Annotated in this window: 17 protein-coding genes; 9 read left to right on the forward strand and 8 right to left on the reverse strand. The window is 71.5% G+C overall.

What is annotated here, in order from left to right:
- Window positions 1-3: 3 nt before the first annotated feature.
- On the reverse strand, window positions 4-2,859 hold the full coding sequence (locus tag ACZ3H8_RS06750; protein WP_467398361.1) for a M4 family metallopeptidase: 2,856 nt from the start codon (window positions 2,857-2,859) through the stop codon (window positions 4-6).
- Window positions 2,860-3,009: 150 nt separating this feature from the next.
- Between ACZ3H8_RS06750 and ACZ3H8_RS06755 the strand changes: the two genes are divergently transcribed.
- Window positions 3,010-4,014, forward strand: coding sequence for a TrmB family transcriptional regulator (locus ACZ3H8_RS06755; RefSeq protein WP_467398363.1), 1,005 nt, complete (start codon window positions 3,010-3,012; stop codon window positions 4,012-4,014).
- A 26-nt stretch (window positions 4,015-4,040) separates the two neighbouring features.
- On the forward strand, window positions 4,041-4,904 hold the full coding sequence (locus tag ACZ3H8_RS06760) for a trypsin-like serine peptidase (protein ID WP_467398366.1): 864 nt from the start codon (window positions 4,041-4,043) through the stop codon (window positions 4,902-4,904).
- 105 nt (window positions 4,905-5,009) lie between these two features.
- Here ACZ3H8_RS06760 and lon read toward each other — a convergent pair whose 3' ends face one another.
- Both lon and ACZ3H8_RS06770 read right to left on the reverse strand, forming a co-directional pair.
- Window positions 5,010-7,418 (reverse strand): endopeptidase La, encoded by a 2,409-nt coding sequence (lon, locus tag ACZ3H8_RS06765; protein ID WP_467398368.1) that lies wholly within the window; start codon window positions 7,416-7,418, stop codon window positions 5,010-5,012.
- Between the two features lie 138 nt (window positions 7,419-7,556).
- Complete coding sequence (locus tag ACZ3H8_RS06770; protein WP_467398371.1) at window positions 7,557-8,414, reverse strand: rhomboid-like protein; 858 nt, start codon at window positions 8,412-8,414, stop codon at window positions 7,557-7,559.
- A 253-nt stretch (window positions 8,415-8,667) separates the two neighbouring features.
- Here ACZ3H8_RS06770 and ACZ3H8_RS06775 point away from each other — a divergent pair, with 253 nt between their 5' ends.
- The 4 genes from ACZ3H8_RS06775 (at window position 8,668) to ACZ3H8_RS06790 (ending at window position 15,495) form a co-directional block, all read left to right on the forward strand.
- A complete protein-coding gene (locus tag ACZ3H8_RS06775; RefSeq protein ID WP_467398373.1) occupies window positions 8,668-9,351 on the forward strand; it encodes a spermidine synthase family protein in 684 nt (227 codons plus the stop codon).
- A gap of 91 nt (window positions 9,352-9,442) precedes the next feature.
- On the forward strand, window positions 9,443-10,180 hold the full coding sequence (locus ACZ3H8_RS06780; protein ID WP_307661179.1) for a response regulator transcription factor: 738 nt from the start codon (window positions 9,443-9,445) through the stop codon (window positions 10,178-10,180).
- A complete protein-coding gene (locus ACZ3H8_RS06785) occupies window positions 10,177-11,298 on the forward strand; it encodes a HAMP domain-containing sensor histidine kinase (protein WP_467398377.1) in 1,122 nt (373 codons plus the stop codon). Before ACZ3H8_RS06780 ends, ACZ3H8_RS06785 begins: the two co-directional genes overlap by 4 nt.
- A gap of 300 nt (window positions 11,299-11,598) precedes the next feature.
- Window positions 11,599-15,495, forward strand: coding sequence for a multifunctional oxoglutarate decarboxylase/oxoglutarate dehydrogenase thiamine pyrophosphate-binding subunit/dihydrolipoyllysine-residue succinyltransferase subunit (locus ACZ3H8_RS06790; protein ID WP_467398379.1), 3,897 nt, complete (start codon window positions 11,599-11,601; stop codon window positions 15,493-15,495).
- A 108-nt stretch (window positions 15,496-15,603) separates the two neighbouring features.
- On the opposite strand, the gene ACZ3H8_RS06795 is transcribed toward ACZ3H8_RS06790, so the two are convergent.
- The 4 genes from ACZ3H8_RS06795 to ACZ3H8_RS06810 all read right to left on the reverse strand — a co-directional run bounded on the left by ACZ3H8_RS06795 (window position 15,604) and on the right by ACZ3H8_RS06810 (window position 22,343).
- Window positions 15,604-18,864, reverse strand: a complete 3,261-nt coding sequence (locus ACZ3H8_RS06795) for an SAV_2336 N-terminal domain-related protein (RefSeq protein ID WP_467398382.1) — start codon at window positions 18,862-18,864, stop codon at window positions 15,604-15,606.
- Window positions 18,861-19,874, reverse strand: a complete 1,014-nt coding sequence (locus ACZ3H8_RS06800) for an AAA family ATPase (RefSeq protein ID WP_467398384.1) — start codon at window positions 19,872-19,874, stop codon at window positions 18,861-18,863. The genes ACZ3H8_RS06795 and ACZ3H8_RS06800 overlap by 4 nt, the downstream gene beginning before the upstream one ends.
- A 97-nt stretch (window positions 19,875-19,971) precedes the next feature.
- Window positions 19,972-21,990 carry a VMAP-C domain-containing protein gene (locus tag ACZ3H8_RS06805; RefSeq protein ID WP_467398386.1) on the reverse strand — a complete coding sequence of 673 codons (2,019 nt, stop codon included), beginning with the start codon at window positions 21,988-21,990 and terminating at the stop codon, window positions 19,972-19,974.
- Window positions 21,987-22,343, reverse strand: a complete 357-nt coding sequence (locus ACZ3H8_RS06810) for a CU044_2847 family protein (protein ID WP_467398389.1) — start codon at window positions 22,341-22,343, stop codon at window positions 21,987-21,989. The genes ACZ3H8_RS06805 and ACZ3H8_RS06810 overlap by 4 nt, the downstream gene beginning before the upstream one ends.
- A gap of 155 nt (window positions 22,344-22,498) precedes the next feature.
- Between ACZ3H8_RS06810 and ACZ3H8_RS06815 the strand changes: the two genes are divergently transcribed.
- Entirely contained in the window at window positions 22,499-22,681 is a 183-nt protein-coding gene (locus ACZ3H8_RS06815; RefSeq protein WP_307661186.1) for a DUF6104 family protein, read from the forward strand.
- A 75-nt stretch (window positions 22,682-22,756) separates the two neighbouring features.
- Here the strand turns inward: ACZ3H8_RS06815 and ACZ3H8_RS06820 are convergent, their stop codons facing one another.
- A complete protein-coding gene (locus ACZ3H8_RS06820; protein WP_467398392.1) occupies window positions 22,757-23,614 on the reverse strand; it encodes a hypothetical protein in 858 nt (285 codons plus the stop codon).
- A 150-nt stretch (window positions 23,615-23,764) separates the two neighbouring features.
- Here ACZ3H8_RS06820 and ACZ3H8_RS06825 point away from each other — a divergent pair, with 150 nt between their 5' ends.
- On the forward strand, window positions 23,765-24,622 hold the full coding sequence (locus tag ACZ3H8_RS06825) for a DUF4097 family beta strand repeat-containing protein (RefSeq protein ID WP_307661188.1): 858 nt from the start codon (window positions 23,765-23,767) through the stop codon (window positions 24,620-24,622).
- A 1-nt stretch (window position 24,623) separates the two neighbouring features.
- On the forward strand, window positions 24,624-25,556 hold the full coding sequence (locus ACZ3H8_RS06830; protein ID WP_467398395.1) for a PadR family transcriptional regulator: 933 nt from the start codon (window positions 24,624-24,626) through the stop codon (window positions 25,554-25,556).
- Window positions 25,557-25,740: the final 184 nt, after the last annotated feature.

Consider the following 25,740-nt stretch of genomic DNA (forward strand, 5'->3'; position numbering starts at 1 on the left):
TCGTCAGCCGCACAGGCCGGCCGGGCGCTCACGGGTGACCAGGTCGGTCCAGCCCGTCGTGCCGTCGATCCAGACCACCTGCCGGCCCGAGACCGCGGCCGGGGAGATCTGCTCGCCGCGGTTGCAGGAGACCCGCTCCTGGCGCGAGCCGTCCGTCGTCAGCTGCCACAGCTTCGACAGCGACTCGTTACGGAACGCCGTGCCGGGCAGCGCGCTGTTCACGGTGACTGCGTCCTCGGAGGCCGTCAGGTCGAAGGGCAGCAGCGCGGTCGGCTTGGCCTCCGGGCTGATGTCCACCGTGCCGGTGCCGTCCAGGCCCGAGCGGCGGACGGCCATCTGGCCCCCGTCGTTCAGATTCTCGTCCACCAGCCAGAAGGCGTGCGTGGAGTTGATCCCGCTCTGGCCGAGGATCTGCGGCTCACCGAGCTGGCCCGCGAGGGTGGCCTTGCCGGTCTTGAGGTCGTAGACCTCGACGCCGAGCTTGTACTCCTCGGGGGTCGGATACAGCTTGGCGTAGGCGAGCTTCCCGTTCTTGATCGACGGGAGCGCGGTGAGTATGTCGAAGCCACCGCCGTCCACGAATGTGGGCTCACGGTCGCCGGGGCGCAGATGGCCCACATGCCGGTCGCCGAAGATGCCGAAGCTCTCGAAGACGACGACGCCGTTCTCCACGCGCAGCCCACCGACGTCCGTGAACGAGGTGTAGAGCTTCTTGACCGGACCGCCCGCGAGCGGCCGGGAGAGGATGTCGAGGCTGGTCGTGCCGTACGCCGCCCAGACGACCGTCTTGCCGTCGGTCGCCGGGTAGACGTGGTAGCGGCCGTCGTTGGGGCTGATCAGCTTCGGGGCACCCTTGCCGTCCGCACGGCCCGCGTACACGGAGTACGGCTCCGAGCCGTCGTCGTTGGACTGCGACGCGGCCCACCAGCCGCCGCCCGCCTGGACCCCGGTGCCGGACGTGTTGACCTTGCCCAGCAACTGGTCGGAGTCGACGCCGAGCGCGTCCTCCCAGCCGGGGACGATGCCGTGGGCGTTGAAGGAGCGCTTCACCGCGGTGAGCTGCTTCGCGGTGACGCCGAGGTCCTTGGCCGCCGCGAGCACCGCGTTGCGCCCGTCGGTGAAGCCGTCGAGCGGCGTCATGTACTCGGCCAGCGCCTTGTACACGATGCGGTCGGCGAGCTCCCCGCCCACGTCCTGGCGCAGGTCCCACAGCGCGCCGGAGAAGATGGTGGAGTTGAGGTGCACGCCACCGTTGTCGGTGCCGAAGGCGACGCCGAGGAAGTTCTTCGAGGTGCTCGCGCCGTCGTTGAGGTTACGGAAGGCGCACTCGCGCGGCTTCGTCGTACGGCAGAGGTCCTCGCCGATCAGACCGGAGTCCGGGTCGTCCATGGCGGCGCCGGAGACGCTGGTGTCGATCGCGTTGCCGAAGTAGTCGGCGAGTGCCTCGTTGAGGGCGCCGGACTGGCCGGCGTAGACGAGGTTGGCGGTGTTCTCGACGACGCCGTGGGTCATCTCGTGGCCCACCACGTCGAGGTCGGCGGAGAGCGGCTTGTAGTCCTCGTCGCCGCTGCCGTAGACCATTTTCTGGCCGTCCCAGAAGGCGTTGACGTACGGACCGCCGAAGAAGGTGACCCCGACCAGGGAGTTGACGGTCATGCCGCGGCCGTCGAGGCTGTCGCGGGCGTGGTTCTTCTTGAAGTAGTCGTAGACCTTGCTGGCCGCCCAGTGGGCGTCGACCGCGCCGGACTCGGTGGCGTCCTTGCCGAATTCCTTGGCCGGGTGGCCGAATTCCTTCAGCCCGCTCGGCCAGGCGCCGGCCACCTCGCTCACGTCGCGGTCCCGCGCGTCCCAGGTGGTGAGGGTGTTCTTGCTGGTGTCCCCCATCCGCGACTGGTCGATCAGCACGTACTGGTCGCGGGTGGCGTCGAGCTGGACGTCGAGGTCGACCGTGGCGCCGTCCAGCTTGATGCCGGTGCCCTTGAGGCCAGCGGCGGGGTCGGCGTCGGCCGCGCGCGCGGACCGCGGTGCGGCCTTCTGCGCCGTGCCGGACGCGGCGGCTGCGGACGCGGCGGCCTTCGTCGCGGTCAGCGTCTTGATGCTGCTGAACTGCAGCACCGGGTAGCCGGCGCGGGCGTCGACGTAGACCTGCTGAAGCACCGGTTCGCCGGTGGTGGGGTTCGAGCCGCGTACGGTCACGTGGTACGCGAGCACGCCCTCGCCGCGCGGGATCACCACCAGGCCGCCGGCGGCGCCGGTGAGCGCGGCGGCCTTCGCGGACTTGGCCCCCTTGCCGCGTACGGCGTCGGCCTTGCTCAGCGTCTTGCCGCCGAGGCGCGCCGCGGTCGCCGCGACCGCGCGGCGCACCGCCGTCTCCTTGCTGACCGTCGCGTTCGTGCCGGTCTTCAGCCCGGTGAAGTACTTGCCGGAGGTGCCGGTGACGAAGCGCTCGCCGCCCTTGGACTCCATGCGTACGACGTACTGGCCGCCGAACACCGGGATGCCGTGGTGCTTCTGCTGAAGCCTCACGACCTCTTCCGCGCCGTGTCTGACGGTCTGCAGCGGCGCGAGGTCGCGCCGTGCGTCGGCGATCCTGTAGCGGCCGTCCTTGGCGTCGAGATGGCCGCGGGCCGCGTCCGCAGGGCTGGCCTTGGCGTCCGCCGCCTCCCTGATGCCGTCGACGAGCGACGGGGTGGCCGTCTCGGCCCCCGGGATGACATCGGCGGGCGGTGCGGCGGCCGGCGGAGTGACCGCCTGTGCCGGTACCGCGGTGAGCAGCAGCCCGGCTGCTCCGAGCAGTGCGGCGAGACCGGTCCCCCTGGATATGCCCGGTCTCTGTGTGCTTGTCCTGGCCTTGCGCACAGTTCGTACCCCTCCCACGTGCTGGTCAAGCCGTAAAGGTGGTCGTGGCCATGCAACCGGTGGGAAGCCAACCGATCAATGTGGCCTGCGCGTTGACAAGTGGACATGCCCACTTGTGTGCCTCGTGAAGGCGGAGTGAGAATCCGATGCATGAGCGAGGGGGAATTGCACACCCTCGGCCTGGGGGAGGCCGAGGAGCGCGCTTACGAGGCACTGCTCAAGGAACAGGCCGCTGGGGCCGAGGAGTTGGCACGACTGCTGGGACTGCCGCGGGACCGGCTGGACCGGGTGCTCGGCCATCTGGTCGAGCACGGGCTCGCGCTGCCCGCGAACGGGGACGGGCTGCCGCATCCGGCCGCTCCGGCCGCCGCGATCCGTACGCTCATTCACCGCCGACAGGCGGAACTGCACTTACGGTCCGCGGAGTTGGAGCGATTACGGATGACTGCGGACCAGCTGGCGGGCCGGCTGATGTCCGGGTCACCCTGCGCGCCCGATGGCGGCATCGAGGTGGTGACGGGCCCGCGGGCGATCGGTGAACGGGCGGAGTACCTGCTGGCGTCGGCGGAACGGGAGGTCGCGATCCTGGACCGCCCGCCGTATGTGAAGGGGCCGCGGGACGGCAGCGCCGCGCAGCCGGGTCTCGGCATCGAGGCGCTCCTCGACCGCGGCGTTCAGGTGCGGACCGTCCTGGACCGGGACGGGCTCGCCTACCCGGGCCGGATGCGCTCGGTGACCGGCCTCGTCGAACAGGGCCTGCGGGCACGGGTGTCGACGGCCGTCCCCACCAAACTGATCGCGGTTGACCGCCGGATCACCCTCCTCCCCCCGACCGACGCGGCGGACCCGAAGGCCTCGGCGCTGCTGATCGGCGACTCGCTGCTGAGCAACGCGCTGGTGCCGCTGTTCGAAACGGTCTGGGACCGGGCCACGCCATTGGGCGGCTCGGCCCGGGCGTGCGCGGCGCTGCCGAAGGCCCAGAAGGAATTGCTCGGCCTGCTGGCGGCGGGCCTCAAGGACGAGGCGATCGCCCGCCGCCTGGGCGTCCACGTGCACACGGCACGCCGGAGGATCAGCCACCTGCTGGAGACGCTGGGCGCGGAGACGCGCTTCCAGGCGGGGGCGCAGGCGACGTTGCGGGGCTGGCTGGACTGAAAGCCACGAGCGGGCAGGATGTCCGGATGAGTTGGCACAGCCGTACGAACAGAACCAGCGGCACGTTCAGGGGGCTCGTGTGGCCCGCCATGGCCGTGCTGACCGCCGCGACCGCGTGCGCCGGGCCCGCCTCTTCCGCCGCGCCGCCCAAAGCCACCGCGGCGGACCGGTCGGCCGAGGCGCGGGCCGTCGCCCCCGCGCCGCGGGCCTCCGCCACCACCTTTGCCGGAGCCTCGTCCGTCGGGGTGCTGATCGACCCGGACGGCGAGCACTTCTGCACCGCGAGCGTCGTGGCCAGCCCCCATGGCAATGTCATCGCCACCGCCGCGCACTGCATCCAGGACTCGGGCAGCGCGGACGCGTACCGGCCGGGCGAGCTGGAGTTCGCGCCCGGATTCTCGGGCAGGGGCAAGGGGACGTATCCGTACGGGCGCTGGAAGGTCGGTGCCATCCACGTCGACGAGCGCTGGACGGGCGGCGACGACGACGCGGATGCCGCCGACTACGCGTTCCTCGTGCTGAAGCCGGACGCGAAGGGCCGTCAGGTGCAGCAGGCCGTCGGCGCCGCCACCGCCGACTGGGCCTCGCCGCCCGAGCGCCGGGTCACCGTCGTCGGGTATCCGAACCGGAATCACAACCCCACCAACCGCCCCGTCGCCTGCACCACCGACACCCGCCCCGACCCGGATCTGCCGAAGACGCTGCTCATGGAGTGCGCGGGCTTCTGGGAAGGCACCAGCGGCGGGCCCTGGCTCGCCGGTTACCGGGACGCCAGGCATCAGGGCAGGCTCATCGGCGTACTGAGCGGCGGCGACACGGACAGCGAGTCGACGGCCGCCCTCTTCGACGACCGCGCCCGCGCGCTGTACGGCGAAGCCGCGGCCGGATAAGAGGCCGCGGCCGGACAAAGGGCCACGGCCGGGAAAGGGCAGCGGCCGGACAACGCGAAGGCCCGGCGGTGCCGGAACACCGCCGGGCCCACACCGCACCCCCGGTCAGGCCGCCGCGGCAGCCACCGAAACCTCCGCCGGCGAGAGCGCGATCCCCAGCACCTGGCGGACATCCGTCACCGGGTGCACCTCCAGCTTGTCGAGGATCTCCGCCGGGACGTCGTCCAGGTCCGCCTCGTTCCGCTTGGGGATCACGACGGTCGTGATGCCCGCCCGGTGCGCGGCCAGCAGCTTCTGCTTCAGACCGCCGATGGGCAGGACACGGCCGGTCAGCGAGACCTCGCCGGTCATGGCGACGTCCGTACGCACCTGACGGCCGCTCAGCAGCGATGCGAGCGCCGTCGTCATCGTGATGCCCGCGCTCGGCCCGTCCTTCGGCACCGCGCCCGCCGGGAAGTGGATGTGCGCGCCCCGGTCCTTCAGGTCGGCGACCGGAAGCTCCAGTTCGGCCCCGTGCGAGCGGAGGAAGGAGAGTGCGATCTGCGCGGACTCCTTCATCACGTCGCCGAGCTGACCGGTGAGGGTCAGTCCCGCCGCGCCCGTCTCCGGGTCGGCCAGCGACGCCTCGACGTACAGCACGTCGCCGCCCGCGCCGGTGACCGCGAGGCCGGTGGCCACGCCGGGCACGGCCGTCCGGCGCTCGGCCGGGTCCTGCGCGGACTCGGGCACGTGGTGCGGCCGTCCGATCAGGCCGCGCAGCTGCTCGGAGCCGACCGTGAACGGCAGCTCCCGCTCGCCCAGTTCGTGCTGGGCCGCCACCTTGCGCAGCAGCCGCGCCACCGAACGCTCCAGGTTACGGACGCCCGCCTCCCGGGTGTACTCCCCCGCGAGCTTGCGCAGCGCCGAGTCCTCCAGGACGACCTCGCCGGGCTCGAGACCCGCCCGCTCCAGCTGGCGCGGCAGCAGGTGGTCCCGGGCGATGACAACCTTCTCGTCCTCGGTGTAGCCGTCGAGCCGGACCAGCTCCATCCGGTCGAGCAGGGCCTCCGGGATGGCCTCCAGGACGTTCGCCGTGGCGAGGAACACCACGTCGGACAGGTCGAGTTCGACCTCCAGGTAGTGGTCGCGGAAGGTGTGGTTCTGCGCCGGGTCCAGGACTTCGAGCAGCGCGGCCGCCGGGTCGCCCCGGAAGTCCGAGCCGACCTTGTCGATCTCGTCGAGCAGGACGACCGGGTTCATCGAACCGGCCTCCTTGATCGCCCGCACGATCCGGCCGGGGAGAGCACCCACGTACGTACGCCGGTGTCCGCGGATCTCCGCCTCGTCCCGTACGCCGCCGAGCGCGACCCTGACGAACTTCCGTCCCATCGCGTGAGCGACGGACTCGCCGAGCGAGGTCTTGCCGACGCCGGGCGGGCCGACGAGCGCCAGGACCGCGCCGCCGCGCCGTCCGCCGACGACGCCGAGCCCGCGGTCGGCGCGCCGCTTGCGCACCGCCAGGTATTCGGTGATCCGTTCCTTCACGTCCTGCAGGCCGGAGTGCTCGGCGTCCAGGATCGCCTTGGCGCCCTGGATGTCGTACTCGTCCTCTGTCCGCTCGTTCCACGGCAGTTCGAGGACCGTGTCGAGCCAGGTGCGGATCCAGGAGCCCTCGGGGCTCTGGTCGCTCGACCGCTCCAGCTTCTCGACCTCCTTGAGCGCGGCCTCGCGCACCTTCTCGGGGAGGTCGGCGGCCTCGACGCGGGCCCGGTAGTCGTCGGACTCGTCTTCGCCGTCCTCGCCGTTGAGCTCACGCAGCTCCTTGCGTACGGCTTCGAGCTGACGGCGCAGGAGGAACTCGCGCTGCTGCTTGTCGACGCCCTCCTGGACGTCCTTGGCGATGGACTCGGCGACGTCCTGCTCGGCGAGGTGCTCACGCAGCTGCTCGGTGGCGAGCTTGAGGCGGGCCACCGGGTCGGCGGTCTCGAGCAGCTCGATCTTCTGGGCGGTGGACAGGAACGGCGAGTAGCCGGAGTTGTCGGCCAGTTGCGAGATGTCGTCGATCTGCTGGACACGGTCCACGACCTGCCATGCGCCGCGCTTCTTCAGCCAGTCGGTGGCGAGCGCCTTGTACTCCTTGACCAGCTCGGTGACCGAGCCGGGCAGCGGGTCGGGCACGATCTCCTCGACGCGCGCCCCCTCGACCCAGAGCGCGGCGCCGGGGCCCGTGGTCCCCGCGCCGATCCTCACCCGGCCCCGGCCGCGGATGAGCGCGCCGGGGTCCCCGTCGGAGAGCCGGCCGACCTGCTCCACGGTTCCGAGCACGCCGGTCGCGGCGTAGGTCCCGTCGACGCGCGGAACAAGCAGCACCGTCGGCTTGCTGGCACCACTGGAACGCGCGGCAGCCTGGGCGGCCTCCACCGCGGCTCGTACGTCGGTGTCGGACAGGTCGAGCGGCACCACCATTCCGGGCAGCACGACCTCGTCGTCGAGCGGCAGCACGGGCAGGGTGAGCAGTGTGGACGTCGAAGCCATGATCTCCCCTTAGGCAGTGAAGTTGAGCTGTATGGACTCAATGCACAGCGCTGCGGAGATGTTCCCAGGGGGGTGTTCGCTGTCAGCGATCGACTCTCGTACCTGGTCAAGGGGGCGCGCAGGGGCGGGAGCTGATGCTTACCGGTCGCGGAGCGCGAAACCGTTCCGCCACCGCGCCCAGCGGCGCACCGCGGGCCAGCAGGCGATGCCGGCCAGCAGGGCAAGCGGATGGCCCCAGTTGGTGAGCGGGTCCTCGAAGGCGAGCAGGTCCTGGAGGAGCATCAGGGAGACGAAGCCGAGCAGCGTCGCGCGCAGCACCGGGCTGAGCAGCCCGGCAAGGGCGCCGATGCTCGCCATCAGGCCGAAGCTGATGCCGTAGTCGAGGCGGTGCAGCGACGTGGCGGGCAGATGTCCGGCCACCACCGAGACCCCGACCGGGATCTCGGTGGCCAGAGTCGCCGCGACATGGCCGGCCAGGAAGACGCCGGCGGTGCACCAGCCTCCGATGCGGCGTTCCAGCGCGGTGAGCGCGAAGAAGAAGGCGATGGCGTACGGGCCCAGCAGGTCGCCCGCGACCCACAGCGCGCTGGCGCCGAGAACGAGCAGGGGGCTGTCCGCCAAATGGGCGACATCGGTACTGGAGCCACGGAGCAGCGAGGAGACGGTCGCGGGGTCGCCGTACTGCGTGAAGAGCGAGGTGGTGAGCAGGACGAGGACGTAGCAGAAGGTGAACGGTGTCCCGGTGGGCGTGGGCAGCAGCTGGAGCACGCGCCGCCAGGCCGGGAGACCCGCGGGCGGGGCGGTCGTCGCGGTGGGCGTCGGGGCGGGCGTCACCGCCGGTGCGACAGCCGGTGCGACAGCCGGTGCGACATCTGCCGGCGTGACGGGGGCCTGGACGGGAGCCGTGAGGACCGGCGCGGATGGTCTCCGCTGGGTCGGGACGGCGTTCAGCAGTTCCTGGCCCGTGGCCGGGTCGCGTGTCGTCGGCCGATGCACCGCGTGAGGCCCCTTTCGTCAAGCCCCCGAACAAACCCCCACCCAACGCGATCACCATCACACCCGTCTATGACGTGCGCCACACGGGGCAACCTTCACAGGTTCCCGGACGTCGCGAGCACGTCGGACCGGCCCTGGCCCGGCAGACCACGGCCGCCCTTGACCGAAACCATTTGTCCCGCTCGCCCCGCCCCGCCACCATGACCACCGACAACGCGTCCGCCCCGCACCCGTCACCCGGAGGTCACCCGCCATGCCGCTCCAAGCCGACGGACCCGTCACCCTCGACCGGCGAGAGGGGCCCCACGGGGAGGTCGTGCTCCGGCAGCGCGGTGCGCATCACGAGATCATCGCCAATGGGTGCTTCCTGATGGACACTTCCAACGGCCGCTCAGAGCGGCTGCTCATCGACGCCGCCCACGAAGCCCTCGCCGCCGCCGGGAAGAGCAACCCCACCCTCCTCATCGGCGGACTCGGCGTCGGCTTCTCCCTCGCCCGCGCCGCCGCCAACCCCCGCTGGCGGCATATCGCCGTCGTCGAGCGCGAGCAGGCGATCATCGACTGGCATCGCACCGGCCCCCTCGGACAGATCTCCGGCGACGCGCTCGCCGACCCCCGCAGCGTGATCCTTCACACGGACCTCGTCGCACACCTGCGCACGACCACGGACCGCTACGACGCTCTCTGTCTGGACATCGACAACGGACCCGACTGGACCGTCACCGACGACAACGAAAACCTCTACTCGCCGACCGGACTCGCAGCCTGCCAGGGCCGGTTGGAGCCCGGCGGGATCCTCGCCGTGTGGTCCGCGCAGCCCTCCCCGGCTTTTGAGGATGCGTTGCGGAATGCCGGATTCACCGGGGTAACCACCGAAGAGATCCGTGTTGCCCGAGGCGTACCCGACGTGGTCCACCTCGCTGTTCGCCCTGCGTAGCCGGGACGCCGTCACTGCCTTTACGCTGCTGACCTACACACGAGATCTACACCGGCATGCAGCTCGCGAGAACGCGTACAGGGGCGGGGCGATGGAGCAGACACACACCACGCACAACGGCGTCGCGGCCACACCCGGCGCCCAGCGCCGGGTGCTGGTCGTCGAGGACGACTCGACGATCGTCGACGCCATCGCCGCCCGCCTGCGGGCGGAAGGCTTCCTGGTCCAGACGGCATTGGACGGCCCGGCCGCCGTCGACGCCGCCGAGGCCTGGCAGCCCGATCTGATGGTGCTCGACGTGATGCTTCCGGGCTTCGACGGCCTTGAGGTCTGCCGCCGCGTCCAGGCGCAGCGCCCGGTCCCGGTGCTGATGCTCACAGCGCGCGACGACGAGACCGACATGCTCGTCGGTCTCGGCGTGGGCGCCGACGACTACATGACCAAGCCGTTCTCGATGCGCGAGCTCGCGGCCCGGGTGCATGTGCTGCTGCGCCGCGTGGAGCGGGCGGCCCTCGCCGCGGTCACTCCCCGCAGCGGGATCCTGCGCCTGGGCGAGCTGGAGATCGACCACGCCCAGCGCCGGGTCAGGGTGCGCGGCGAGGACGTACATCTCACGCCGACCGAGTTCGACCTGCTGGTCTGCCTGGCGAACACGCCGCGCGCCGTCCTCTCCCGCGAGCAGCTGCTCGCGGAGGTGTGGGACTGGGCCGACGCGTCCGGCACCCGCACAGTCGACAGCCACATCAAGGCCCTGCGCCGGAAGATCGGCGCCGAGCGCATCCGTACCGTCCACGGCGTCGGCTACGCGCTGGAGACGCCGGCTCCATGAGACGGCGGCGCTGGGACCGGCTGCCCGGCCGCGGCGGCCGGCGGAGCCGGCCGCGGTCCTCCTCCATCGCGATCTCGATCAAGACCAAGCTCGGGACGCTGGTCGTCGTCTCGGTCTTCATCACCACGGGCCTGCTGCTGGTCGCCCTGCGCACCCAGACCGAGGTCCGCTTCATCACCGTCTTCTCGGTGATCGCAACCTTGCTGATCACCCAGTTCGTGGCGCACGGCCTGACCGCGCCGCTGGACGAGATGAACACCGTGGCCAAAGGCATATCGCACGGCGACTACACCCGCCGGGTGCGCGGCGCAGACCGCCGTGACGAGCTCGGCGACCTCGCCTCCACCATCAACCGCATGGCCGACGATCTGGAAGCCGTGGACCAGCACCGCAAGGAGCTGGTCGCCAATGTCTCGCACGAGCTGCGCACCCCGATCGCCGCCCTGCGCGCCGTGCTGGAGAACGTCGTCGACGGGGTCTCCGCCGCCGACCCGGAGACGATGCGTACGGCGCTCAAGCAGACGGAACGCCTGGGTCGCCTGGTCGAGACGCTGCTCGACCTGTCCCGGCTCGACAACGGCGTCGTACCGCTCAAGGCCCGCCGATTCGAGGTGTGGCCGTACCTCTCCGGGGTGCTGAAGGAGGCCAATCTGGCCGCGGTCCAGCGCGGTCTGACCTCCGGGTCGGGCAACCACACCCGTACCGACGTACATCTGCACCTGGATGTGTCGCCGCCGGAGCTGACCGCGCACGCGGACGCGGAGCGGCTGCACCAGGTGGTCGCCAATCTGATCGACAACGCGGTCAAGCACTCGCCGCCGCACGGCCGCGTGACGGTACGCGCCCGCCGCGGCCCGCAGCCGGAGTCCCTCGACCTGGAAGTCCTCGACGAGGGCCCGGGCATCCCGGAGCCGGAGCGGCACCGGGTCTTCGAGCGCTTCAACCGGGGCAGCGTCCCCTCCCCGCACGGCAAGGGCAGCGACGGCGGCACCGGCCTGGGCCTGGCGATCGCGCGCTGGGCGGTCGATCTGCACGGCGGGCGCATCGGGGTGGCCGAATCGTCCCGGGGATGCCGGATCCAGGTCACCCTTCCGGGGATCCCTTCGGCACGCGGTTGACGTAGGGTGCGAACCGGAAGCGCGCGTTCTGCGTGTGCGTAGTGAGGACGTGGCCGGAACAAGGCCGTACGCCGTCGAGGGTACGAGCCGACCGGGCTGCGGCCGCGGTGTGGCGTACCCGAGCTTGCCCCCGGCGAAGCGGAACCACGCTTGTTTCCCGCCATTCACAGCCCCGAAACGCGCCTTCAGGTGTGACTTGCGCGACGATGACCCGCCCCGCCTGCACCTCCCGGCCAGGGAGGCGTAGCCTTTATTTCCGCTGTCCATCACCTTGTGAAGCGGAAGAGGGCGGTTGCCGCCGTGTCGTCTCAGTCCCCCAGTAACTCGAGCATCTCGGCCGACCAAGGCCGGCAGGGTAAGAACCCTGCCGCCGCGTTCGGTCCCAATGAGTGGCTCGTCGACGAGATCTACCAGCAGTACCTCCAGGACCCCAATTCGGTCGACCGTGCCTGGTGGGACTTCTTCGCCGACTACAAGCCGGGCGGCGCGGGTGTCGCCGCAGGGGCGAAGCCGGTGAGCGAAGCCCCCGCCGCGCAGTCCGGCGCCGCAGCCGCGGGGGCTGCGGGTGCCACCGCCGCGGCCCCGGCTGCCGTCGCCCCGAGCGCTCCCGCAGCGTCTGCGGGCACGCCGGCCGGTACAGCCACCCCAGTCGCACCCGCGGCAGCCGTACCCGCGGCGCCGCAGCAGGCCGCTCCGGCCGCCGCCGCGGCCCCCGCCGCACCGGCGAAGCCCGCCGCGAGCGCCGGTGCCGCAGGCACCGCCATCTCCAAGCCGGCGGCTGCCGCCGGCAAGGCAGCTGAGCCTGCCCCGTCCGAGGGCCCCCAGCTCGTCCCGCTGCGCGGCCCCGCCGCCGCGGTCGCGAAGAACATGAACGCCTCGCTGGAGGTGCCCACGGCCACATCCGTGCGCGCCGTCCCGGTGAAGCTGCTCTTCGACAACCGCATCGTCATCAACAACCACCTCAAGCGCGCCCGCGGCGGGAAGGTCTCCTTCACGCACCTCATCGGGTACGCGATGGTGCAGGCCATCAAGGCCATGCCGTCGATGAACTGGTCGTACACGGAGAAGGACGGCAAGCCGGCCCTCGTGAAGCCGGAGCACATCAACTTCGGTCTGGCCATCGACCTGGTGAAGCCGAACGGCGACCGCCAGCTGGTCGTCGCGGGCATCAAGAAGGCCGAGACCATGAACTTCTTCGAGTTCTGGCAGGCCTACGAGGACATCGTCCGGCGCGCCCGCAACAACAAGCTGACGATGGACGACTTCACCGGCGTCACCGTCTCGCTGACCAACCCCGGCGGCCTCGGCACCGTCCACTCCGTGCCGCGTCTGATGCCCGGCCAGTCGGTCATCATGGGCGTCGGCTCGATGGACTACCCCGCGGAGTTCCAGGGCACGTCCCAGGACACTCTGAACAAGCTGGGCGTCTCCAAGGTCATGACGCTGACCTCGACGTACGACCACCGGGTCATCCAGGGCGCCGCCTCCGGCGAGTTCCTGCGGATCGTCGCGAACCTTCTCCTCGGCGACAACGGCTTCTACGACGACATCTTCGAGGCGCTGCGCATTCCGTACGAGCCGGTCCGCTGGCTCAAGGACATCGACGCCTCGCACGACGACGACGTCACCAAGGCGGCGCGTGTCTTCGAGCTGATCCACTCCTACCGGGTCCGCGGCCATGTCATGGCCGACACCGACCCTCTGGAGTACCGCCAGCGCAAGCACCCCGACCTGGACATCACCGAGCACGGCCTCACGCTGTGGGACCTGGAGCGCGAGTTCGCCGTCGGCGGCTTCTCCGGCAAGTCCCTGATGAAGCTGCGCGATGTGCTGGGCGTCCTGCGCGACTCGTACTGCCGCACCACCGGCATCGAGTTCATGCACATCCAGGACCCGAAGCAGCGCAAGTGGATCCAGGACCGCGTCGAGCGTGGGCACACCAAGCCCGAGCGCGAGGAGCAGCTGCGGATCCTGCGCCGCCTCAACGCGGCGGAGGCCTTCGAGACCTTCCTGCAGACCAAGTACGTCGGTCAGAAGCGGTTCTCGCTGGAGGGCGGCGAGTCCGTCATCCCGCTGCTCGACGCGGTCATCGACTCGGCTGCCGAGTCGCGCCTGGACGAGGTCGTCATCGGCATGGCCCACCGCGGCCGCCTCAACGTCCTCGCGAACATCGTGGGCAAGTCGTACGCGCAGATCTTCCGGGAGTTCGAGGGCAACCTCGACCCGAAGTCGATGCACGGCTCCGGCGATGTGAAGTACCACCTGGGCGCCAACGGCACCTTCACCGGTCTGGACGGCGAGCAGATCAAGGTCTCGCTGGTCGCCAACCCCTCGCACCTGGAGGCGGTCGACCCGGTCCTGGAGGGTGTCGCGCGCGCCAAGCAGGACGTCATCAACAAGGGCGGCACGGACTTCACGGTCCTGCCGGTCGCCCTGCACGGTGACGCGGCCTTCGCCGGCCAGGGTGTCGTCGCCGAGACGCTGAACATGTCGCAGCTGCGCGGCTACCGCACCGGCGGCACGGTCCACATCGTCATCAACAACCAGGTCGGCTTCACCGCCGCCCCGGAGTCGTCGCGTTCGTCGATGTACGCGACCGATGTGGCCCGCATGATCGAGGCGCCGATCTTCCATGTGAACGGCGACGACCCGGAGGCCGTGGTCCGGGTGGCGCGGCTCGCCTTCGAGTTCCGCCAGACGTTCAACAAGGACGTGGTGATCGACCTCATCTGCTACCGCCGCCGCGGTCACAACGAGGGCGACAACCCGCAGTTCACCAACCCGCAGATGTACAACCTGATCGACAAGAAGCGCTCGGTGCGCAAGCTGTACACCGAGTCGCTGATCGGTCGCGGCGACATCACGCTGGAAGAGGCGGAGCAGGCGCTCCAGGACTTCCAGGGCCAGCTGGAGAAGGTCTTCGCGGAGGTGCGCGAGGCCACCAGCCACCCGGCCCCGGCGCATGTCCCGGAACCGCAGCCCGAGTTCCCGGTGGCCGTCACCACCGCGGTCTCCCAGGAGATCGTGAAGCGGATCGCCGAGTCCCAGGTGAACATCCCGGACCACGTCACCGTCCACCCGCGTCTGCTGCCGCAGCTCCAGCGGCGTGCGGCCTCGGTGGAGGACGGCACGATCGACTGGGGCATGGGCGAGACCCTCGCCATCGGCTCGCTGCTGATGGAGGGCACCCCGGTCCGGCTCTCCGGCCAGGACACCCGCCGCGGCACATTCGGCCAGCGCCACGCGGTGCTGGTGGACCAGGAGACCGGCGAGGACTACACCCCGCTGCAGTACCTCTCCGAGGACCAGGCCCGTTTCAACGTCTACGACTCGCTGCTGAGCGAGTACGCGGCGATGGGCTTCGAGTACGGCTACTCCCTGGCCCGCGCGGACGCGCTGGTCATGTGGGAGGCGCAGTTCGGTGACTTCGTCAACGGCGCGCAGACCGTCGTCGACGAGTTCATCTCCTCGGCGGAGCAGAAGTGGGGCCAGACCTCCGGTGTGACGCTGCTGCTGCCGCACGGCTACGAGGGCCAGGGCCCGGACCACTCGTCCGCCCGTCCTGAGCGCTTCCTGCAGATGTGCGCGCAGAACAACATGACGGTCGCGATGCCGACCCTGCCGTCGAACTACTTCCACCTGCTGCGCTGGCAGGTCCACAACCCGCACCACAAGCCGCTGATCGTCTTCACCCCGAAGTCGATGCTGCGTCTGAAGGCGGCGGCGTCGAAGGCGGAGGAGTTCACCAACGGCGGCTTCCGCCCGGTGATCGGCGACACCGCGGTTGACTCGGGCAAGGTGGACCCGAACGCGATCCGCAAGGTCGTCTTCTGCACCGGCAAGGTCTACTACGACCTGGACGCCGAGCGGATCAAGCTCGGCAACACGGACACCGCGATCATCCGTCTCGAGCGTCTGTACCCGCTGCCGGGCGCCGAGCTCCAGGCGGAGATCGCCAAGTTCCCGAACGCCGAGAAGTACCTCTGGGCGCAGGAGGAGCCGGCGAACCAGGGTGCGTGGCCGTTCATCGCGCTGAACCTGATCGACCACCTGGACCTGGCCGTCGGCGCGGACATCCCGGGCGCCGAGCGCCTGCGCCGCATCTCGCGGCCGCACGGCTCGTCGCCGGCTGTCGGCTCGGCCAAGCGTCACCAGGCGGAGCAGCAGCAGCTGCTCAACGAGGTCTTCGAGGCCTGACCGTCGTACGAACCGAAGGGCTCTGTCCCGCGCACACCGCGCGGGACAGGGCCCTTCGGGCTGTTCAGGCACCCTAGGCTGTTCAGGCCATTCGGCTCTTCGGCCTGTTCAGGCCTCTTCGAGTCTGGCGATCTCGTGGCGGATGAGGCTCGCCGCCTCCGAGTCCGACGCACCCGCGGCGGACAGCAGGGACAGCACGGCCCGGTGTTCCTCCAGGGCGCGCTCAAAGCCCGCCGTACGTTCCAGACGAGTGGCTCGCATCCACTGGGCGGTGGCCGCGCGGTCCAGCAGGTCGCCGGTTCCGGACTGGGCAGCCGCGTGGCGGTAATGGGCCGCGGCGTCCTGGAGCTTCGGGTGGGATGCGGTGCGCTGGGCCAGCAGGGCGGCGGCCACGGCGCGGTACCACCAGGCGTACGCGGCCAGTTCGGGGTCGGCGGCCGCGCGGGCGGCGGCGCCCAGTGCCCAGTCCGCCTCGTGGAGATCGGCGACGGTCTGCTCGGCCCGGAAGCGCTCGATGTAGGCGTGGCCCAGCAGGGCCCGGCGGCGCGGGAGTTCGGGATCGGCGGACGGTGTCTCTTCGATCGCCCCGCGCAGGGCACGCACGGCCGCGTGCACATCGGCGGGCGACTCCTTGTCCACGCCGCGTTCGGTCAGCTGCCTGCCGAGCGAGGTGAGCACGACGGCGCGGCTGGGGTCGTGCCAGGGCAGCAGCGGCACGGCCTCGGTCCAGGCCGCGATCGCCGAGTCGCGGTGCGCCCAGCCGTCGGTGGACACATAACGCTGCTCCAGGACGCGGGCCATCCGCAGCAGGATGTCGGCCTGTGCCTCCTCGTCCTTGCCGACGTAGCGACGCGCCTGGTCGAGAGCCTGGAGGATGCGCAGTCTGGCGTCGTCGTCGGGGTACTGGTGGGCGAACTCGATGGCGTCGGCGTAATCCAGCCAGGCTCGGCAGAGCTCCGTCTGCGGGACGGCGTCCCAGTCGAGCCCGTCGATGCCGGCGTGCAGATCCTTGTCGGCCCGGTCGGCGAAGGCGCGGGAGGCGATCAGGTCCTCCTCGTCGGCGGCCCGCGGGACGGGGCCCTCGCCCCGGTAGTGGCGGGCCAGTTCAAGGAGCAGTCCGCCCTTGATGAGCAGCGCGGACTCCCGGCGCTCGTCGGCCAGCAGCAGTTGTACGACGCCGAGGGCGATCTGCAGCGTCTCGGTGAACCAGTCCTCGGGGCGGACCGGACCGCGCAGGGCGTACGGAGCGCCGGTCACGGCCAGTCGCCGCAGCACCCGGATCCTGGCCGCCGCCGCTGCCTTGCCGAGCCCGCCCGGGCCGTCCGGCCGCGGCGGGGTTTCGATCAGTTCGGTGAGGCTGGCGTCCGCGGTCGAGAGCAGGATCGACGCCACCAGGCCGGCGTCGTCGGGGCCCGCGGCCGCCTGGACCCGTACCCACTCCGGCATCAGCCCGGGGCTCAGCCTGCCCTCCTCCACCTCGTCCGCCATCGCCTCGAGGACGTGCGCCAGAGTGAGATGCGCCTGTGGCTTCCCGGTCAGCGCGTTCTGCGCGGCGTCCAGCGCCTCGCGCAGGTCCTCCGGCAGCGGGCGCACCAGCCAGCGCCGCAGCAGCGCCTCGGCCAACTCGCCGTACAGCACGGCCCGTTCGGCGGTGCGACGCTCTGCCTGGGTGGCCGAGCCGAGCAGCCTGATCGCCGCGTCCAGGTCGCGTACGGTGCCGTACTCGCCGAAGTGCGCCAGACAGGCGCGGGCCTGCGCCAGCAGACCCGCCGGGCCCTGTCGCGGCAGGCCGCCGGGGGGCGAGGCCGGTTCGGGGCCGCCGAGCCGGCGCAGCACCTGGGCGGAGATCTGCGCGAAGGCCATCTGGCTGCGGTTGTCGGGGCTGCCGGATGCCACCGGGTACGGGTCGACCGACCCGGCGAGGAAGGCGGCGGCCATGGCCGGGAAGTTGCGTACCGTACGCCCGTAGCGCGTCTCGACGTACTCGGAGCAGTGCTTGAGCACCAACGCGGCGCTGCTCGCACCCAGTTGACCCAGCAGCTCCTCGCGCACCCCGTCCAGGAAGACGTACGAAGGTCCGCCCTCCCGGTCGCCCGGTCCTTCGTCGTCCCTCCGCAGCAGGCCGCTGAGCAGCACCTCGGCGAGTACGTCGGGGCCGCTGCGCACCAGCATGGCGCGCTGGACGAGCTGCATCACCGGGAGCACCAGCGGGACCGCCGACAGATAGACCGCGAGCTGCGCGGCGGCGGGCGACGCGGTCCGGCGGAAGGCCCGTACCCGCGCCGTTGCGTCGATGTCCTGTGCGGTACGGGACCGGCCCGAGGCGGGTTCGTGGCGGGCTCTTACCAGCGCCGCGGCGGCGTTCAGCGACTGCCCGGTCGCGCCCGCCACCAGTCGGGTCCAGGCCTCGAACGAGGAGCGGCGCAGCGCGAGCACCGGAACCGGGATGCCCCGCTCGAGGCCGCCGTGGTGCGGGGTGAACTCCAGCCGCCCCGCCGGTCCTTCGCGCCGCCGCAGCAGACCCGGCCGCGCGGGCAGATGCGTACGCCGCCACATCCGCTGCGGCAGCGGCTGCACGACGGCGACCGGCGCGGTCGACGCCCAGGTGTACAGCAGGCGCTGCATACGGCCGCTGCGCCACATGGGGCCCGCGCAGTCGCTGAGCACCACGGTCAGCTGCCGCCCGGTGGGATCGCCGAGCTGGGCGGGCGTCGGCTCGTCCTCGCTCAGGTGGTGCACGGCGACCTCGCGGAACGCTCCGGCGCGTTCGCAGACCTGCCGCAGCTCGTCAAGTGCCTTGTCCCAGACGACATTCGACGAGGAGACGTCCATGACCAGGGCGAGCCGCGCCTCACGCCGCCGGGCGGTGCGCAGCACCGGCACCACGAGACCTGTGTCGGCGGCCCGGTCCGCTGTCGCGACCTCGTCGAGCTCGCGGCGTACCAGTCGCATGGGCGGGCGGTACCGCTGAAGGGGCCGCAGAGAGCGCTGGAGGGCGAGCGCGTCCGGCAGCGCGGCGGCGGCCGGGACGGGCACCCGGCGCATGCCTGCGGCCGGTACGCCGTTGGGCGCGCCCTCGCCCTGCGCGGGACCGTACAGGTCGACGCGGGGGCGCGGCGGCGCTCCCGCGTGCAGCGGCGAGGGCGCGGGCCGCTCCGTGACCTCCACGGCCGGGCGGTCCGCGGGCTGCGCCCCGGACGTCCCCGCGGGTGCGGGGGCCGGCCGCCGGGATGCGGCCGCGGGCACATGCTGCGAGAGCCACAGGGCGTCCGCCAACTCCTCGGCGGTGGGTTTCAGTTCAGCCTCGCGCAGCCGCGTGACCAGTGCGGTCAGTGCGGGGGGCGGGGCGGCCGGGCTCACCGCGGTCACCGCTGTCGGGTATCGAGCGGACGTATCAGCAGCTCGGCGATCTCCTCGCGCCGCCCGGCGTCCGCGCGGACCGCCTGCTGCGTGAGGTAGATGGCGTTGAGCAGCTGGTCGGTGGGCCGCAGTTCGCCGTCGCCGTCCTCGCGGGTGAACTGGCCGATCAGATCGAGGTTCCGCTCGTCGGATCCGGCTCCGAAGTGGGCCTGCACCATTGCGGCGAGCCGCTCGTCGCGCGGCGGGTCGAGGTGCAGATGGATGCAGCGGCGCAGCAGCGGGGCGGGGAAGTCGCGCTCTCCGTTGCTGGTCATCACCACGAAGGGGAACGCCTTGCAGCGCACCCGGCCGTCCCTGACGGGCACCCGGCGGCCGTCGTCGGTGAGCACCCGCACCTCGTCCTGGCCGGGCCGGTCGGCCATCCGCTCCAGCTCAGGGAGGGCGAACTCCCCCTCCTCCACCACATTCAGCAGGTCGTTCGGCAGATCGATGTCGCTCTTGTCGAGCTCGTCGATGAGCAGGACGCGGGGCAGCTCGGCCGGCAGCAGCGCGGTCCCGAGCGGGCCGAGCCTGATGTACCGGCCGATGTCGTCGGACCCACGCTCGGATCCCCGCTCGGCGAGCTGGGCGTCCTGGAGCCTGCCGATGGCGTCGTAGGTGTACAGCCCGTCCTTGAGCTCGGTGCGGCTGACGATGGGCCACTGCAGGACCCGGCCGAGCCCGAGTTCGTACGCGACGGAGTGCGCGAGCGTGGACTTGCCGGAGCCCGGCTCGCCGGTGACGAGGAGCGGACGCCGTAAGTAGAGGGCGGCGTTGATGAGTTCGAGGGTCTCGGCGTCCTGGGCGGGCGGGGCCGCCACGCGCGCGCCGAGCCGCCGCGTCGACGAACTGTCGATCGGCGGCGCGGGGTCGGGCAGCGGCTTTCCGGAGAAGGCACGCCAGGGGGGCGGCGGTGGCAGTCGGCGGATCCGGTCCGGATCCGGCGCACCGACGCCTCGGTAGATCAGCCAGTCGTCCATCGCTCGCTCCTCATAGGCGGTCGGTGGGCGGACCCGTGGCGGACCACGTCTGTCCTGTACCCACCGCCCTGCCCTCCCATTGCTCGGGTGCGGCTCCTCATGGGGAGTCCACCGGTCCGGTGTCGTCGGCGGGCAGAGGGCGGCTCGGGTCGTCGTAGAGCATGGCCACCCCCTCCGCCCAGTGGCGGCTGTTCCTCGATCCGCTGATGTCGTCCCTGATACGGCGCAGCCGGTCGGGAAGCTCAGTCGCGCCCGCGGTCTGCCCGAGCAGCTGGGCCGCGCCCCGGTGCAGGTCCTCGCAGAACTCCGTACAGCCGTGGTCGGCATGGCCGTCGGTGTGCCACAGGGCGATACCGTGCCCCGCTTGAAGTGCCATGCCGATGGCTCTCCGGCCGACCCCGCTGCCTGCGGGCCTGCACAGGACAGGCACGGCGGACGGCGGCATGTCCTCGAAGTGCCGGGGCCTGGGGACCTGCCGCTGCGGCGGGGTGCGGCAGGCGGTGAGCACATCGGCAGCCGCCATCCCCTCCCAGCGGCGCTGCCAGACGGCGTCCGGTTTTCCTCGTCTCGCGAGGTCGCGCAGCACCACCATCCGCCGTACGCCGACATACGCCGGACAGTGCAGCCGGGCCATCTCGGTGAGCTGCCAGCGGTGTACGGCGGTGTCGAAATGGTCGACGGGCAGGGCGACTTCGAGCGGTGCCGGGACGCCGGGCGAGTCGACTGACGCGAAGACCTCGTCCAACGGGCCGCGCAGCCGCTGGATGAGCTGCTCGGGCGGGACGCCGTCGCCGGTCTGCTCCTCGTGCAGCGGCTCGTTCACGTCCTGGCCGTCGTCGACCCGGATCCGCCAGTAGAAGCGGGTGGGCCGGGCGTCGCAGACCGGCTCCAGCTCGACGATGACGACGGCGGATCCGTCGCCGGGCCGCGGATAGCGGACGACGATCCGGTCCTGGCCGTCGGGCGTGCGCGGGTGTACGAGTCCGGGCGGCAGCGTCGCCTGAGTGACCACGGTGTGCACGATGCGGGGCACTTCCTGGAGCCGGCGGGCCACCCAGTCCGCGAGGGCCACGGGGTCGCCGCCGCGGCTGCGCTCGTACTCCACCACCAGCTGTAGGTAGTGCAGCGCGGCGATGGCGGCGACGGGCTGCCCCGCCTCGTACAGCAGGCCGTGTCCGTCGCGCCAGATGCGCGGCAGGAGCTGGCCGGGCGGGGAGGCGACACCGCCGCGGGCCTTCTTGGCCAGCTCCACGACGGGCCGGATGGCCCCCGGCGGGTGCACACCCGCGAGCAGGAAAAGCGCCTCGCGCCGGTCGTGCGGGCTCCACCACTGGTCGCCGCTGGTGTGCACGCCGGCGCCCGGGAGCTGGTGCTGGCGCTCGATCCAGTTGTGCCCGGTGACCTTCGGGGACTGGCCGTGCCAGCGGTCGTGCGCGGCCATCAGGAGCTGGTAGGTGGATCCGAACCGGCGCAGTGCGGTGGCCGCGATCGCCATGCCGCCGTCCCGCCCGGCCCGGCGGGACTTGAGGATGCCGACGACGGCACCGGTGTGGGCGTCGAGCACGGGCGAGCCCGAGCCGCCCTTGGGGAACTCGGCTTCTGGCCTGAATCGCATCCCGTAGTCGTCGTCGAAGCCGTTGATCCTCGCGGCGGCCTTCCAGCGCACGGCGCGTTTCTCGGCTCCGTACTCCTGCTGCTCGGGCCGGTAGCCCTGGACGATGCCGCGGCCGCCGGGGTAATCGGTGCGGTCGGTGAGCCAGACGCACTCGTGCTCGACGTGCGGATCCACAAGCCTGACCAGGGCGAGATCCTGCTCGACAGGCACGCGCTGCTCGGCCCGCGGCTCGCCGTCGAGCAGCCAGCAGTCGAGCCGCGCCTGAAGCGGCTCGTCGTCGTTCACCTCGCTGCCGCGGAGGTGGAAGATCCGGTCCCGGTCGCCCTTGAGATGGGGGGCGAGTACGTGTGCGCAGGTCAGGACCCAGCCGGGCGCGACGAAGAAGCCGCTGCCCCACATGGCTGCGGGCTGGCCCTGCTCGTCCTGCTCGTCCTGTACCGGTGAGAAGTGGACGGTGGCGGCTCGGGTGAGGGCGTCGATGACGGAGTCGGAATCGCTCATGCCGTGTCATCGCTCATGTCGTTCTGTTGATCCTTCAGCTTCCAGGTGAGCGTGACCTGGACCGACGCCTTGGCCTCCCCGGCGGCGAGCACAGCGAGGGCGACGCCGGACTTGGCGGTGAGCTCGACGCCGAAGCTGACGCTCGCCTCGTCCGGCTTGGCGGCGGCCGCGGCCTCCAGCACCGAGGCGCCGACCTCGGTGATCAGCTGCTGGAGCTGCTGGACCTTGGCGGTGGCGTTCTCGACGAAGCCGACGTCCTCGTCGTCCTCGCCGTATCCGCCGCCCGCGGTGGACAGCCGGGCGAGCACGACGGCTCCCCCGGGCAATTCGATCTGCTGGACGCGTGCGTTCACGGTTCCCCCCGTCTTCACGGCCAACTCGCCCCCGCGCTAACGCACTTGGGCGGTGTGCGAATGGCGACGACGTTACTGGCCTGCACGGTTGCAGGGGAGAGTCGGAAGTCGCCGTAATCTAAAGAGGTAGACCCCGTCCGTACCAGGAGCATGTCTTGTACTTCACCGATCGCGGCATCGAGGAGCTGGAGAAGCGACGCGGCCAGGAGGAGATCACCTTCGAGTGGCTCGCCGAACAGCTGCGCACCTTCGTCGACCTCAACCCGGACTTCGAGGTCCCGGTGGAGCGCCTGGCCACGTGGCTGGCGCGGCTGGACGACGAGGACGAGGACGAGTAGGGGGCGTAGGGCCGAGGATCGAGGGTCGGGGGTCGGCCCGGTTCCGCTGCCCCGGGGGATCGGGGGTGGGTCCGGCTAACCGGACGCGTTCGGCCGGTCCGGATGACCGGCTCCGTTGGACCGGCCCGGCTCCCGCCGCACCCGGTCGTACACCAGGCTGAGCGCCCCGTTCGCGACCAGCACCACGCCCGCCGCCGCCCAGCCCAAGCCGCCGGGGCGGCGGGCGAACCCCCACGCCAGCAGCGGCACTCCCGCCGCCAGCTGGGCGGCCCCGAGCAGACGCGCCTTCGGGCCGCGGAGCCAGGGGCCCAGCCGGCCTTCCTCGACCGCGTGGAGTTCCGCCCGTACGGCATCGCGCCAGCCGGACCACTCCACCGTCTCCGCGCCCAGCTCGCGGGCGACCGACCGCAGCCGGCCGGCCGGTTCGCCCGGGGCCAGGCCCGCGGGCAGGGCCAGTCCGGTCCGCGCCAGGACCGCGATCAGACCGAGCAGCCGGGCCCGCGCGTCCGCTTCCGGATCGGGCCGGGTGAGCGGCTCCAGCGCCTGCAGATCCAGTACGGGATCGAGCCCGAGCCGGGACGCGAACGTCTGCATCGCCTCGTCCTCGCCGACCGGCGTACCGTCCGCGAGCCAGATGTAGCCGACGGGCCTGCGGAAGCCGGAAGCCAGGGTGAATCCGGCCCGGTCACCGTCCCACCACAGGGCGAGCACCGGCCAGTTCACGCCCACGGCGAGCGCGGCCGCCCAGCCGGCCAGCACCCGGTCGACCGGTTCGCCGCCGTCCAGCCAGGGCTTTCCCTCCGGGACGAGCACGCTCCACTGCTGCCCGGCCGGGGCGAGCAGCTGGTGCTCGCGCAGCAGGTGGGCCGGGGGCCGTACGACAGCCGGTTCGGCCCGGCACAGCAGCAGCGCTCCCACGGGTGTCGGATTCATGGCCCATACGCTAGGCCAGTTTGTCCGGGTAGTACGCCCAATGCCCGCTTACCGGCCCGGCATCATGCTTGACATCCCTCAACCGCGATATATCGTGTTGAGCAGGAGACGCGATATGTTGCGTCGCAGCCGCCCCGGGAGGTCAGCACCATGGCAGAGTCGACGTGGGAAGTCTCTGAGCCCAAGAAGCTCACCTTCGACGACCCCGTGACGGCGCTCAATGTGCGCATCGTCAATGGAACGGTCAACGTCGTGGGCACCGACGAAGGTTCCGCCCGCCTCGAGATCTCCGAGATCGAGGGCCCCCCGCTGGTCGTAACCCAGCAGGGCGCCACGCTCACCGTCGCGTACGAGGACCTGCCCTGGAAGGGCTTCCTCAAGTGGCTCGACCGCAAGGGCTGGCACCGCAGCGCGGTCGTCTCCCTCGCCGTTCCGGCCGGCTCGACCGTGGAGGTCGGCGTCGTCGGCGCGGGAGCGGTCGTATCCGGGATCCGGGGGACGACGGCCGTACGCGGCATCAGCGGCGACACCACGCTCGTCGGGCTCTCCGGCGCGGTCCGCGCCGACACCGTCTCCGGGAATCTGGAGGCCCAGTCCGTCACCGGCGATCTGCGCTACAACTCCGTCTCCGGCGATCTGACGGTGATCGAGGGGGCGGGCTCGTCCGTACGGGCCGAGTCCGTCAGCGGCGACATGGTCATAGACCTCGACCCGGCGGGCAGGCCCACCGACATCCGGCTGACCACGGTCTCCGGCGAGGTCGCGATCCGGCTGCCGCACCCCGCGGACGCGCAGGTCGAGGCGAACACCGCGAGCGGCTCGGTCTCCAACGCCTTCGACGACCTGCGGATCAGCGGCCAGTGGGGCGCGAAGAAGATCACCGGCACGCTGGGCGCGGGCACGGGCACGCTCAAGGCGACGACCGTGTCCGGTTCGATAGCGCTGCTCCGCCGGCCGCCCGCGGAGGACGAACCGTACGACGCAGCCCCCACCGGAAAGGTGCTCTGACATGCCGCCCGTCTTCGCCCATGGCCGTCTGCGGCTGTATCTGCTGAAGCTCCTGGACGAGGCTCCGCGCCACGGCTATGAGGTGATCCGGCTGCTCGAGGAGCGCTTCCAGGGGCTGTACGCGCCATCGGCGGGAACGGTGTACCCGCGGCTGGCCAAGCTGGAGGCCGAGGGTCTGGTCACGCACGCCACCGAGGGCGGCCGCAAGGTCTACTCGATCACCGACGCGGGCCGCGAGGAACTGGCCGGGCGCAGCGGCGAGCTGGCCGACCTGGAACTGGAGATCCGCGAGTCGGTCTCCGAGCTGGCCGCGGAGATCCGCGACGACGTGCGCGGCGCGGCGGGGAAGCTGCGCAGCGAGATGCGCGCGGCGGCGACTCAGACGCGGACGACGTCGGGCACGGAGAAGGACTGGGGCGACAAGGAGTCGTGGCGGGCGGCCAAGGAGGAGCTGCGCAAGGCCAAGCAGGAGTGGAAGGAGCAGGCGCGCCGCGCGAAGGACGAGTCGCGCCGGGCCCGCGAGGACGCGCAGCAGGCGCGCCGCCAGGCGAAAGAGGCGCAGGAGACGGCCCGCCAGGAGATGCAGCGCATCGCCAAGCAGGTCCAGGACCAGGTGCAGGACCACTTCGCGCGGGGCGACTGGCCGAAGGGCGTACGGGAGGGCCTGTCGGAACTGAGCGCGCAGTTGGGCGGCCTGGCGCGCGGCGCTACCGTGGCCCCGGAGCCGGAGCCGGAGCCGGGCTGGGCGAAGGACACGACGGACTCGGGCGACCCGGCCCGCGACCTGGACCGCTTGCTGGACCGCTTCCGCGACGACATCAGGGACGCGGCACGGGACCACGGCGTTACGCCCCAACAACTGGCCGAGGCGAGGCGCCACTTGTCCACGGCAGCGGCCCACATCGGAGCGCTACTACGGAAACCGGCGCCCTGAGGGCTGGGGGTGCGGACCGCCCGGGGCGCGGATCCTGGGCGTTCCGGGATGAGCGGGACCGCGGGGCGCGGACGGGCCTGGGGCGTTCCGGGTCACTCGGGGCCGCGGGGCGCGGGGCTGGGGCCGCTCTGGGGCGCGTGTTCTGGACTGTGCTGGATCTGATTTGCGGCTCCGCATCTGATTT

The organism is Streptomyces sp. NPDC002868, from assembly GCF_055563295.1.